Source organism: Streptomyces sp. NPDC091292, from assembly GCF_044757265.1.
Classification (GTDB): Bacteria; Actinomycetota; Actinomycetes; order Streptomycetales; family Streptomycetaceae; genus Streptomyces.
This window is the reverse complement of the sequence record NZ_JBIVUQ010000001.1, coordinates 239079-251678: the sequence shown is the minus strand read 5'-3', so window position 1 is coordinate 251678 and position 12600 is coordinate 239079. Positions and strand designations below refer to the sequence as shown.

Below are 12600 nucleotides of genomic sequence, written 5' to 3'. Positions count from 1 at the left end.
GGCTCAGCGCGGCTGCGGCGGAAAAGAGTGACCCTGGCGGGTCGGGCAGGTCCGGGAGGCTGCGAGCGGTTCGGCACCGCCGGGCAGCACCGACCGGGCTCAGCATCACTGCGGCGAAAAGAGTGACCCTGGCGGGTCGAAGCCAAGCAAAAACGACCCTGCCGGGTCAGGGGGGGTGCGAGCGGTTCGGCACCGCCGGACCGCGCCCTCGGGGCTCAGCGCGGCTGCGGCGGAAAAGAGTGACCCTGGCGGGTCGGGCAGGTCCGGGAGGCTGCGAGCGGTTCGGCACCGCCGGGCAGCACCGACCCGGCTCAGCATCACTGCGGCGGAAAGAGTGACCCTGGCGGGTCGAAGCCAAGCAAAAACGACCCTGCCGGGTCGGGGGGTGCGAGCGGTTCGGCACCGCCGGACTGCGCCACCGGGGCTGAGCACCGCTGCGGCGGAAAGGAATGACCGGCGGGACGAAGTCGAGCAGAAACGACCCCGCCCGGTCGGGGGGTACGAGAGATTCGGCACCGCCGGCCGCGCCGCCGGGGCGCAGCACCGCTGCGGCGGAAAGGAATGACCCCGGCGAAGCCAAGCAGGAGCGAGCCGGGCGGGCGGGTCCTGGAGGGGGCCGCCATCCACCCGCGCGCCCCTCCCCCCCCCTCCCCCCCTAAACCCCCGGAGCGACCTGGTGGCCCGTGTCGTTCCAGGTTTCTATTGCTGGGGCGCCGTATGCCCAGCCCAGTATCGACAGGGACGTCGGGTTGAGGCGGATTCTGGCTGCGAAGGTCAGGGGCAGGTCTAGCCAGCGGGCGCCTATCGAGCGGAGCATGTGGCCGTGGGCGAAGATCAGGACGTCTCGGTCGGCCGAGCGTGCCCAGGCGACGACCTCGTCCGCGCGCGTGGTCATCTGTTCCAGGGTCTCGCCGTCGGGCACCCCGTCCCGCCAGATCAGCCAGCCGGGGCGGACGGCCTGGATCTCGTCGGGTGTCATGCCCTCGTACGCGCCGTAGTCCCACTCCATGAGCGTGTCCCAGGGGGTGGCGCGGTCGCCGAAGCCGGCCAGTTCGCAGGTCTCCCGCGCGCGGGAGAGCGGGCTGGTGCGGACCTCGACGCCGGGCAGGCCGTCGTAGGGCGGCCGGTGCAGGCGTTCGCCGAGGAGCTTGGCGCCCTGCCTGCCCTCCTCCAGGAGCGGCACATCGGTCCTGCCCGTGTGCTTGCCGGACAGCGACCACTGCGTCTGTCCGTGCCGGGCCAACAGGATGCGCGGTGCCATGGAGCGCCTTTCCGGGGAGGGGGTGCGAGCCGTCTGTTCCGGAATGAAACCGCCCGCTTCCTCCATCATCGCGCACCCCTCGCACACGCAACCCACCGGGCGATCTCTGCGTCTTCGAACACCGGGGGCGCCCCCTTACGGCGTTCACATACGCCGTAAAGTGGGCGATCGGCCTTGGGCCGACGTGCGGGGGAAGGAGATCATCGGATGCCGCAGAACGACGCGCCGGACACCGGCGCGGCGCGGAGGCACCGGCTCCGCTGGTGGACCGAGCTGCCTCTGATCCTGCTGGTGTACGGGGCCTACTCGGCGGGCCGTCTCCTCGCGCGCGGGGACGTGTCCACGGCCGTCGACCACGGTCTGGCGATCCTGCGCGTGGAGAAGTGGCTGTACCTCAACGCGGAACACCCGCTGAACCGTCTCTTCACGGCCCACGCCTGGCTCGGCGTCCCCGCCGACTTCTGGTACGCCTCACTGCACTACCTCGTCACCCCCGCCCTCCTGATCTGGCTGTTCCGCTCCCGCGCCGTGCACTACCGGGCGGCCAGGACCTGGCTCCTGGTGTCGACGTTCATCGGTCTGATCGGCTTCACGCTGCTTCCGACCTGCCCGCCTCGGCTGCTCGAACCCGGGCACGGTTTCGTCGACACGATGGCCCAGTACAGCGCGTACGGCTGGTGGGGCGGCGACGCGAGCGCGCCGCGGGGGCTGGGCGGCATGACCAACCAGTACGCGGCGATGCCGAGCCTGCACGTCGGGTGGGCGCTGTGGTGCGGGGTGATGCTGTGGCGGCACGGCCGCACCCGTACCGCGAAGGCCGCCGCCGTCGCGTACCCGCTGCTCACCACGGTCGTCGTGATGGGTACCGCGAACCACTACTTCCTCGACGCGGTCGCCGGGGCGGTCGTCATGGGCGCCGGTTTCCTGCTGGTCCGTCCGGTGCTGCGGGTCGCGGACGCGGTCGGCGCGTGGGTGCGGGAGCGGGCGTTCGGGCGTGACCGGTTCGCGCCGGTGGCGGGGCGGGCGGAAGAGGCTCCGGTGGCCGGGGCGGGCAGGAGTTCCCCGATTGTCGGTGCCGGGTGCCAGACTTCGACGGGTGAGCGAATCCCCCGACAGCGCAAGCAGCATGACGAGCCGAGTACCACCCCGGCCGACGCCGACGACGGCGCTCCGGCACCGGCTCGCTGAGCTGCGCGGACCCTCCGTACCGCCGCAGGCTCTCGACGCCCGGTCGCTGGCCGCGCTGGCCGCGAACCCGGGGTGCAGCCGGCGCGCGCTCCTCGACGGCGCGGGCGTGAACAAGGCGGTGCTCGCGGACGCGCTCGGTGTGCCGTCCGGTTTCGGTCAGTCGCAGTTCGCGTTCGTGCGGGGCAACGCGTTCGAGGCGCGGGTCAAGAGCGACGGCGGCGCGGAGCTGCTGCGCCTCGCGCACGAGCGGCTCGACCGGGGCGCGTCGGCGCCCGTGGCGGGTGAGGCCCGCGTTCCGGATCTCACCGCCGCCGGTCCCGAGGGCCGCGCGGCGCGTACGGCGCTGGCGCTGCGGGAGGCGTCGGAAGCGGCGGGCGACGGGGTGTGGACGCTGCTCGACCATCCGATGCTGGCGCTGGACGTGGCGGGCACGCCCGCGTTCCTGGAGCCGGACGCGGTGATCGTGCACCCCGACGGGCGGTGGACGGTCGTGGAGATCAAGTCGTTCCCGATGATCGACGGCTCCGCCGAGCCCGCGAAGGTGGGCGCGGCGGCCCGGCAGGCGGCGGTGTACGTGCTGGCGCTGGAGGAGGTCGCCGCGCGGATGGAACCCTCGGCCGGGGTCGGGCAGGCCCGGGTCGGCCACACCAGGGTCGGGCACCGGGCGCTGCTGGTCTGCCCGAAGGACTTCTCGAACCTGCCGACGGGCGCCGCCGTGGACATCCGCAAGCAACTGTCCGTGACCCGCCGCCAGTTGACCCGGCTGACCCGGATCGAGGACATCGCGGACGCGCTGCCGGAAGGGACGACGTTCGCCGTCGAGCAGCCTCGGGACGAGCTGCGCACGGCGGTCGAGTCGGTCCCGGCGACGTATGCCCCGGAGTGTCTGTCCGCCTGTGAGCTGGCCTTCCACTGCCGCTCCCGCGCGCGTGACGCCGGTGCGGTGACCGCGCTGGGCCGTGCGGTCCGGGGCGAGCTGGGCGGTCTCACCACGGTCGACGCGGTCCTGTCGGCGGCCCACGGCGAGACGGGCGACCCCGACGACCCGACGGTGGTGGCGCTGCGGCGGGCCGCGAGCCTGCGCGCCGAGGCCCTCGGATCAGTGGGGACGGCTGCCCTGTGTCACTGATCCAGCATCTCGCGCGCCTGGAGGCCGTGCAGTCGGGGCGGGCGCAGCGGACGGCCACCGTCCGCCACCGGCACCTCTCCGAGCGCCCGCTCGTCCTGGTACCGCTCACCACCGCGGGCGAGGCGGGCGCCCCGCTCGGCGCCCTGGTCGGGACGGAGCGGACCGCGCCGCGCGTCCTGTTCGTCCCCCAGCCCCGCGACCGCGACCTACGCTTCGCGTTCCTCGCGGACCTCGCGGGCTCGGTCCTCCCGTACATCGAGGCGTACGCCGACTCCGTGGAGGCCGCCGAGCGGACCGAGGCCGACCCGGAGACCGGCAAGCGCGTCAAGGTCGAGGTCGAACTGTGCGCGGACGCGCCCCAGTTGATCGTGCCGAGCCGTGCGGGCGTCGACTTCGTCCGGCTCCTGGGCCGCTCGATGCGTTTCCGCCGCACCGCCGAGCAGGACCCGGAGACGCCGTATCCCGCGCCCCCGCGCGTGCCGCTGCTCGGCCGCTGGCTGACGCACTTCGGGGAGCGCTCCCGGGTGCCGGGCTCCTCGCTGCTGCTCGCGATGACCGAGCTGCTGTCCCGGCACTGGGCGACCGGCCAGTCCGGTCTGGAGGACCAGCATCTGGGCGCGCTGCTCGCCTGGCTGGAGGCGCCCGAGGGCACTTCGGGCGCGGAGGCGGCGCTGCGGGCGGAGCTGGCGCGGGACAAGGACGGGCAGTTGCTCTGTCCGCCGGCCGGACCGGCGACGGACCCGGCGTTCGACAACCGGCTGCTCGCCCCGGCCATCGAGCGGTACGACCGGGCGCGGATCGCGTTCGCGGCGGCCGAGGACGGCATCGAGGCGGACGACAGGATCGGCGAGGTCACCGAGGCCGAGCACGCGATCCGCGCGCTGATCGAGAGCCGCACCCGGCCCACCTGGGACGCGGTGTGGCGCGGCCTCGACCTGCTGTTCACGCTGCCGGAGGGCGCGCACGTGGCGGACCGGTGGACGCGGGACCGCTGGTCCTTCACGGGTCACCGCGACCGGGTCCTCGCGGGTGAGCCGCCGCAGCCGCGCCGCGACGACGCGGTGACCGCGGCGAACAAACTGTCCGCGCGCGAGCGGGAACAGGCCCGTCTCGACGCCCAGGAGTCCCTGGACGACCCGCTGGTGATGGCGGGACGGCGGCTGGCCGGGGAGGCGTTCGCGGGCGAGGTCGTCGAGTCGGTGATGGCGTACAGCGAGGGCAAACGGCCGAGCCCGCGCCCCCTGGTCACGGTCCGCACGGACGACCGGCCGCACCTCGGCGCCCGCACGAAGGTGTACCGCACGCTGGGCGGGAAGCCGCAGGCGGCGGAGTTCGTGGCGTACGGCGAATCGTCCGGCGAGGGCGGCGGCGGCGGTGGCGGTGGCGAGGTCGTCCTGCGGATTCTGGACAAGATGGGCCGGGGCAAGGAGCCCGAGGCGGGTTCCGTGCCGGAGAAGGGCGACCGGGTGTGCTGGACGCTGTTCGAGCACGACCAGCGCGGGGGCCCCAAGCTGCCGGAGCCCGAGGAGACACCGTGGACCCATGGGGGTCCCCCGGGTGAGCGGGCCGAGGCGCCCGACCCGGTGACCGGAGAGGACGTCCTGTGACACCGACGGACGTGTCGCCCGAGCCGGGCGGGTCCCACCCGGACCACGACCCGGGCACGGCCGCGACCCGCGCCACCGACGCGATCCTGCACGACACGCTGCACGGCGGGGCCCGGGGCGTCGTGGTGGACTCGCCGCCCGGCGCCGGGAAGTCGACCCTGGTGGTGCGGGCCGCGCTCGAACTGGCGGCGGCGGGACGCCCGTTGATGGTGGTCGCGCAGACCAACGCGCAGGTGGACGACCTGGTCCTGCGGCTCGCCGAGAAGGCGCCCGACCTGCCGGTGGGCCGGCTGCACAGCAGCGACCCGGACGCGTACGACAAGGCGCTCGACGGACTTCCGCAGGTACGGAAATCCACGAAGGCCGGGGATCTGGCGGGCCTGGACGTCGTCATCTCCACGTCCGCGAAGTGGGCGCATGTGAAGGACGTCGAGCCGTGGCTCCACGCGATCGTGGACGAGGCGTACCAGATGCGCTCGGACGGGCTCCTCGCCGTGGCGGGGCTGTTCGAGCGGGCGCTGTTCGTGGGCGACCCGGGGCAGTTGGACCCGTTCGCGATCGTCGGTGCGGACCAGTGGGCGGGGCTGTCGTACGACCCGTCGGCGAGCGCCGTGTCCACGCTGCTCGCGCACAACCCCGAACTGCCGCAGCACCGGCTGCCGGTGTCCTGGCGGCTGCCCGCGTCGGCCGCGCCCCTCGTCTCGGACGCCTTCTACCCGTACACGCCGTTCCGCAGCGGTACGGGGCACGGGGACCGGACGCTGACCTTCGGGGTCGCGTCGGACGGTTCGGGGCCCGACCGGGTCATCGACGAGGCGGCGGCTTCGGGCTGGGGCCTGCTCGAACTGCCCGCCCGGCACACTCCGCGCACGGACCCCGAGGCGGTACGGGCGGTGGCCCGGGTGGTCCGCAGACTGCTCGACCGGGGCGGGGTCACCGTCTCGGAGCGCGGCCCCGATCCGGCGCCGCTCACGGCGGACCGGATCGCGGTCGGCACGGCCCACCGCGACCAAGCGGCTGCGGTACGGGCCGCGCTCGCCGAGCTGGGCGTCACGGATGTCACGGTCGACACGGCGAACCGGCTCCAGGGCAGGGAGTACGACGTGACGGTGGTCCTGCACCCCCTGTCCGGCCGCCCGGACGCCACGGCCTTCCATCTGGAGACCGGCCGCCTCTGCGTCCTGGCCTCGCGCCACCGGCACGCCTGCGTGGTGGTGAGCCGCGCCGGCATCCCGGACCTCCTGGACGACCACCCGTCCACGGACCCGGTCCAACTCGGTGTCACCCTGAAATTCCCGGACGGCTGGGAGGCGAATCACGCGGTGCTGTCGCATCTGTCGGAACACCGGGTGGGGTGGAGGCCGTGACGTGGGGGGCGGTGGGCGGCGCGATGCCGGGATTCCGGTCCGCCGGGGAATAAAACGGAGCCCACCTCCTGTTACGTAGGGCTGGAGTACCGTACCCCCGATCAGGAGGCCCCCGTGGCGACGAACCCCCCGCCGGAAGACGACATCCGAGGCACCCCGAAGGGCACCGCCCCGGTCCCCCTCTCGGTCCTGGACCTCGCGACGGTGGGCGCCGGGACGACCGCCACGGAAGCCCTCCGCACCAGCGTCAGGATCGCCACCGACGCCGAGAAGCGTGGCTACCACCGCTACTGGGTGGCGGAGCACCACTCCATGCCGGGCGTCGCCTCGACCTCACCGGCGGTCATCCTCGCCCGTCTGACGGCCCACACGACCACCATCCGGCTGGGCTCGGGCGGAGTCATGCTCCCCAACCACGCCCCGCTGGTGATCGCGGAGCAGTTCGGCACGCTGGAGGCGCTGGCCCCGGGCCGTATCGACCTCGGCCTGGGCCGCGCCCCCGGCACCGACGGGGCGACCGCGGCGGCCCTGCGCCGCACCGAACGCCTGAACGAGGGCGCGGACGATTTCCCCCAGCAGTTGGCCGAGCTGACCCGTTTCCTGGACGACGACTTCCCGGACGGCCACCCGTACGCCCGTATCCACGCCGTCCCCGGCCCGGTCCAGGCCACGTCACCCGGCGGGACGCAGTCGCCGCACCGGCCGCCGATCTGGCTGCTCGGCTCGTCCGGCTTCAGCGCCCGGCTCGCCGGCATGCTCGGTCTGCCGTTCGCCTTCGCGCACCACTTCTCGGCGCAGAACACGATCCCGGCGCTCGACCTGTACCGCGAGACGTTCCGCCCGTCCGCGGTCCTGGACGCCCCGTACGCCCTGATCGGCGTCTCGGCCCTGGCGACCGACGACGAGCGCGAGGCCCGGCGCCAGGTGCTGGCAGCGGCCCTGAACATGGTCCGCCTGCGGACCGGCCGCCCCGGCCTGGTGCCGACCCCGGAGGAGGCGGAGGCGTACGAGTTCAGCCCGATGGAGCGGGACTTCATCGACTCCTGGAACGCAAACGTCATCCACGGCACCCCCGACCAGGTCCGCGCCGGCCTGGACGACCTCCAGAAGCGCACGGGCGCCGACGAACTGATGCTCACGGCCAACGCCCACACGGGCGAGATCCGCCACCGCTCGTACGAACTCATCGCGGACGCTTACGATTTGCCGCGCCTCTGAGGGGGGCGAGGGAGCACCGGACCGGAATCAGGGACGCACGCCCTCCGGGCGGCATCCAGGTGGGAACCCCTGACCGTGCACGCGTACGCCTCTACGGACTGGCCGTTGCGTGCCGCCCTTGGCCTCACACCTGCGGGCACACCCGTGACGTCAGCAGGGACGTGATGCGTTCCGGAGGGACGGGGCGGGAGTAGAGCCAGCCCTGGCCCGTGTCGCAGCCGATGCGGCGGAGGCGGGACGCCTGGCCGGCCGTTTCCACGCATTCGGCGGTGACCGTGAGGCCCAGGCGGTGGGCGAGCTGGACCAAGGCCTCGACGATGACCTCGTCGGCGGGGTTGGGGTGCGCGCCGTCGTCGTAGCGGAACCCCCGGACGAAGGAGCCGTCCAGCTTCAGGACGGAGACCGGGAGGCGGCTGAGGTAGGCGAGGTTGGAGTAGCCGGTGCCGAAGTCGTCGATGGCGATCCGGACGCCCATGTCGCTGAGCGCCTGGAGGGCCTGGAGGGGGCGGCCCGCCGAGCCCATCACCGCCGACTCGGTCAGCTCCAGTTGCAGCAGCCGTGGCGGAAGCCCGGTCTCCGCCAGGATCGCCGCGACATCCGCGACCAGATCCGAGTCCCACACCTGACGCACCGCCACATTGACGCTCACGTACACCGGTTCGGCGTCCGGGTGGTCGAGCTGCCACCGCCGGGCCTGGCGGCACGCGGTCCGCAGCACCCACCGGCCCAGCTGCACGATCGATCCGTCCTCCTCGGCGAGTCCGATGAACCGATTCGGCGTCAGCGTGCCGAACTGCGGATGCCGCCACCGCACCAGCGCCTCGACCCCGTGCACACCGCCGTCGTCCAGGCCCACGAGCGGCTGGTATTCGAGGACGAACTCGCCGCGCTCCACGGCGGGGCGCAGGGACGAGGAGAGCGCCTGGCGGGTCATCCGGTGGGCGTTGCGCTCGGGGTCGAACAGCGTCCAGCGCGCCTTGCCGTCGGCCTTCGCCCAGTACAGCGTCGTGTCGGCGGCCTGCATCAGCCCGGTCGCCGTGGTGCCGGCCGCGCGCCGCTCGACGACCCCGATCGACGCGGACAGCGAGAGCCGCTGCCCGGACAGGTCGAACGGCTCCTGAAGGGTCCGCAGCACCGTTTCCGCGAGGTCCGCCAGTTGCTCCGTACCCGTCGAGTCCTCGACCAGGAGTGCGAACTCGTCGCCGCCGAGCCGCGCCACCAGCGGGCTCGAAGCCCGCGCGAAACCGGCCTCCTCCGCGCAGTGCGTCAGCCGGTCCGCGACCGCCGCGAGCAGCCGGTCGCCGACGCGGTGCCCGAGCGTGTCGTTGACCGCCTTGAACCCGTCCAGGTCCAGATAGCACAGGCCGATCCGCCCGGTCCCGGCGTCCTCGTACGAACTTGCCTCCAGCGCGGCCGTCAGCCGTTCGAAGAACAGGGTCCGGTTCGGCAGCCGGGTCACCGGGTCGTGCATCTGGAGATGCCGCAGCCGCGCCTGGAGTTCACGGCGGGCGCTGATGTCGGACACCGAGAGCAGCGCCGCGCCCCGCCCGTCGCCGGCGTGCAGCGGCGACACGGTGATCTGCGCCCACATCGAGTGCCCCTGGGGGTGCTTGAGCCGCCGGGTGCAGCGCAGCCGCGCCTGGCGCCCGCGCAGCACTTCCCGGTACGCGTGCCAGGTGCGGCCGTCGGACGCCAGGTCCACGAGGTCGGCGGCGACCCGGCCCACCGGAGCGGCGCCGTCGCCCTCGTGCGGGGCCGCCCCGCCGAACAGCGTCACGAACGCGTCGTTCGCCGCGAGGACCGTGCCGTCGTGGCCGACGGCGGCGAGCGCGAGGGGCGCGGCGGCGAACGCGGCGCGGTAGAGGGGGGATCCGGCGTCCGGGCCCGCGTGGCGGGGGCGGGCACGGGCGTCGAGGTCGTGCAGATGCGGTTCCGCGCCGAGGTCGTGGGCGCGGGCCTCCCCGCCGGTCTTCCGTGGACGACTCTCCGTGACGGGTAGGTGGACGAGGTGTGCCGCGGGGGCCGGTCCTTCGGACGTTCCGCTCACCGCTCGCTCCCGCAGTGCAGTCGTGCTCGTAAAGGTCTCGGTCGGGTGGCGGGCCGGGCGGTAGAACGAGCCGCTCCGGCCGGATTCGCGCAGGAAAGTCTGCCGATCATAGAGGCAGCGCTCCCGGGCTATCCAGCCACATTCCGGTGATACCCCGTTGCGGGCGACTTTGACAGATCGTTTCTGCTCGGGTCTGGACGGGATTCCTCCGCCGACGACCGTTGGTGACGGTCCGTGAGCACCCGGAGTGTCGAACCCTCACCCGGGCGGGTCAGTCAAACAGGGCGAAGTGGGACAAGTAAGAACAGTCTGGGTGCGGTGTCCCGTCATCCGCACCCGGAGGTCGCCGTGCCGCGTCAGCATTCACCCACGGCGGCAACTCTTGGAGGTCCCGAAAGACCCGAAGGCCCCGGCGGTTCCGGCGGCCGGGTACGCGACCGGTCCCGGCTGCGCAGCACGGCAGCGGCCTTCACCTCGCTGACCGCGCTCGCCGCGACCTCTCTGGTCGCGGGCCCGGCGGTCGCCCAGCCCTTCGCGGGGCCCTGCGCGCTGGAACGTTCCGCCGCCCATCACTCGGAGGGCCTCGACACCTGGAACGCCGCCTATCCGCGCCCGGCCCGCACCCTGAACGCGGTGATGGTCTTCCTGTCCTTCCCGGACGCCCGCCCGCTGACCACGCCCGCCGAGCTGACGGCCGACTACTTCCCGGCGACCAGCCGCTTCTACGAACAGGCGTCCTACGGCAAGTTCACGCTCCAGCCGCATCCGCAGCGGGAGTGGATCCGGATGCCGAAACCTTCCACCGCCTACGCCATACGGCGCGACTGGGACCCCGCGCACCGCTCCGCGTATCTGCGGGACGCGGTCGCGGCGGCCGATCCTGAGGTGGACTTCCGCAAGTTCGACGTCGTGTACTTCGTCGCCGACCCGGACGCGCCGGGCGTCGACTCGGACGCCACGAAGGTCGTCAACTTCGACCGGCCGATGGAGGCGGACGGCACGAGCATCCGCCGTATCGTCACGGTCTTCGAGCGGCACCCACCGGACCGCAACGTCCTCGCGCACGAGACAGGGCACGTCTTCGACCTGCCGGACCTCTACCACCGGCCCACCGACGGCAAGGGCGACTGGGACACGTACGTCGGCGACTGGGACGTCATGGGCAGCCAGTTCGGCCTGGCGCCCGACTTCTTCGCCTGGCACAAGTGGAAGCTGGGCTGGCTGGAGCCGCGCCAGGTGGTGTGCGTCCAGGGCCGTGGCAGTACGCGGCTGACGATGGAGCCGCTGTCGGCGGGGCCGGGTGGTACGGCGACGGGGGTGGCGCCGGGTCCGGGCGGGACGGGTGCGGAGCAGAGGGGGCCGGAGGGCCGGGCCGCCGTGGACGGCAAGGCCGCCGACCCGGTGGTCGGCGGGGCGGCCGGCGGGGTCGGCGCGACGGGACGGTTCGGTGCGGGGAGCGGCACCAAGCTAGCCGTGGTCCGCACGGGCCGCACCAGCGCCATCGCCATCGAGGCCCGCGGCGCGGTCGGCAACGACGCGGCGACCTGCACGGAGGGGCTGCTGATCTACCGGGTGCGCAGCGAGACCGCGTCGGGCGCGGGCCCGGTGGAGGTGATCGACGCGCATCCGGGCTCCGAGGCGTGCTGGGGCCAGTCGGTCTACCCGGCGCTCGCGGACGCCCCGGTGCGCGCGGGCGAGAGCTTCACGGTGCCGGACGAGAAGGTACGGATCGTGGTCGACGCGCAGGACCGGACGGAGAACGGGGACTGGTCGGTGAAGATCACGACGGGCTGAGGAGAGCGGGACGGGCCGCACCGTTCACTCCCGCCGACTCCCGCCGGCCACCGTCGCCCCGGACATGCGAGAAGCCCCTCGCTCTCGCGAAGGGCTTCTCGTTTGTCTGTGCGCCGCCAGGGACTCGAACCCCGGACCCGCTGATTAAGAGTCAGCTGCTCTAACCAACTGAGCTAGCGGCGCCTGCTGACGTCGTAGACCTTAGCATCCTGATCCGGGCCAGGAAAAATCGATATACGGACCGCCGATCCGGCCGCCGCGCGGGCCGTCCGGACGCAGGCCCAGAGCAGGATCTCGGGCCCCGGGAGCCAGGGTCTGCGGGTGTCGGGGGCGACCAGCCAGCGGGAGTCCGGGCGCCCTCGGGTGCCGTCCTGCGCGGTGGTGTCGGGGTGCGTCGACGGGGTCAGCGGCGGCACGGTGACGGCGTCGCCGGTGCCGTGGCAGAGGAGTGGCGGGATGGTGGTCCGGCGCCCGGACTCCGGCGTTCCGGTGCCCCACTCCTCCCAGCTCAGGAGCGACGGGAGCCGCTGGGCGGTGCCGGGGGCGCAGAACAGCAGCATGCGGCCCCGGTGCGCCGCGACGGGCCCGGAGCCGGGCCCCTCGTTCCACAGCCGGTCGATCATGCGGCGCCCGAAGACCGCCGGGGCGCTCACCACGTCGAAGGTGGTGCCGCAGGGCAGCACGACGGGGGCGGCCGGGCGGTCGTTCCAGAGAGCGAGCGTGCTGCGCGGATACGTTCCTGCGGAGGCGAGCCAGGCGGCACCCTCGCGGGTGACACCGGCGACGTCGTGGCGGTCGCCCAGGTCGAGACGTACGGAGTCGCTGCTCATGGCAACCAGATCTACCGGGAGTAGGCGATTCGTTTCTGTTAGTTGACAGAAATCGGGACAGGAGGGGGTGGGAGGGAGTATCTTGCCCGCCTGGCATATGCCAAGAGATCTTTTTGTGGGCGTGTGGGCCGACGAGGGTCGCGGGCCGGTGGAGGGGCG

At 73.2% G+C, this 12600-nt stretch carries 9 protein-coding genes and 1 tRNA gene; 6 read left to right on the top strand and 4 right to left on the bottom strand.

Annotation, left to right across the window (positions count from 1 at the left end):
* Nucleotides 1-655: 655 nt before the first annotated feature.
* On the bottom strand, nucleotides 656-1261 hold the full coding sequence (locus tag ACIQNU_RS01090) for a histidine phosphatase family protein (protein WP_401359409.1): 606 nt from the start codon (nucleotides 1259-1261) through the stop codon (nucleotides 656-658).
* Nucleotides 1262-1468: 207 nt separating this feature from the next.
* Between ACIQNU_RS01090 and ACIQNU_RS01085 the strand changes: the two genes are divergently transcribed.
* From ACIQNU_RS01085 to ACIQNU_RS01065, 5 genes are all read left to right on the top strand, one after another.
* Nucleotides 1469-2449: a phosphatase PAP2 family protein gene (locus ACIQNU_RS01085; RefSeq protein ID WP_401359407.1), complete on the top strand. Its 981-nt coding sequence runs from the start codon at nucleotides 1469-1471 to the stop codon at nucleotides 2447-2449.
* Nucleotides 2388-3578 carry a hypothetical protein gene (locus tag ACIQNU_RS01080; RefSeq protein ID WP_401359405.1) on the top strand — a complete coding sequence of 397 codons (1191 nt, stop codon included), beginning with the start codon at nucleotides 2388-2390 and terminating at the stop codon, nucleotides 3576-3578. The genes ACIQNU_RS01085 and ACIQNU_RS01080 overlap by 62 nt, the downstream gene beginning before the upstream one ends.
* Nucleotides 3569-5185, top strand: coding sequence for a hypothetical protein (locus ACIQNU_RS01075; RefSeq protein ID WP_401359402.1), 1617 nt, complete (start codon nucleotides 3569-3571; stop codon nucleotides 5183-5185). Before ACIQNU_RS01080 ends, ACIQNU_RS01075 begins: the two co-directional genes overlap by 10 nt.
* A complete protein-coding gene (locus tag ACIQNU_RS01070; RefSeq protein ID WP_401359399.1) occupies nucleotides 5182-6552 on the top strand; it encodes an AAA domain-containing protein in 1371 nt (456 codons plus the stop codon). Before ACIQNU_RS01075 ends, ACIQNU_RS01070 begins: the two co-directional genes overlap by 4 nt.
* A gap of 114 nt (nucleotides 6553-6666) precedes the next feature.
* The gene (locus tag ACIQNU_RS01065; RefSeq protein WP_401359396.1) at nucleotides 6667-7770 is read left to right on the top strand and encodes an LLM class flavin-dependent oxidoreductase; all 1104 of its coding nucleotides are present in this window, start codon (nucleotides 6667-6669) and stop codon (nucleotides 7768-7770) included.
* A 124-nt stretch (nucleotides 7771-7894) separates the two neighbouring features.
* On the opposite strand, the gene ACIQNU_RS01060 is transcribed toward ACIQNU_RS01065, so the two are convergent.
* Entirely contained in the window at nucleotides 7895-9817 is a 1923-nt protein-coding gene (locus ACIQNU_RS01060) for a putative bifunctional diguanylate cyclase/phosphodiesterase (protein ID WP_401359393.1), read from the bottom strand.
* A 318-nt stretch (nucleotides 9818-10135) separates the two neighbouring features.
* Here ACIQNU_RS01060 and ACIQNU_RS01055 point away from each other — a divergent pair, with 318 nt between their 5' ends.
* Nucleotides 10136-11611 (top strand): M6 family metalloprotease domain-containing protein, encoded by a 1476-nt coding sequence (locus ACIQNU_RS01055; RefSeq protein WP_401359390.1) that lies wholly within the window; start codon nucleotides 10136-10138, stop codon nucleotides 11609-11611.
* 109 nt (nucleotides 11612-11720) lie between these two features.
* Here ACIQNU_RS01055 and ACIQNU_RS01050 read toward each other — a convergent pair.
* Together ACIQNU_RS01050 and ACIQNU_RS01045 are read right to left on the bottom strand one after the other, a co-directional pair.
* A tRNA-Lys gene (locus ACIQNU_RS01050) sits at nucleotides 11721-11794 on the bottom strand.
* Nucleotides 11785-12441, bottom strand: coding sequence for a bifunctional DNA primase/polymerase (locus ACIQNU_RS01045; protein ID WP_401359388.1), 657 nt, complete (start codon nucleotides 12439-12441; stop codon nucleotides 11785-11787). Before ACIQNU_RS01045 ends, ACIQNU_RS01050 begins: the two co-directional genes overlap by 10 nt.
* Between the last annotated feature and the right edge of the window lie 159 nt (nucleotides 12442-12600).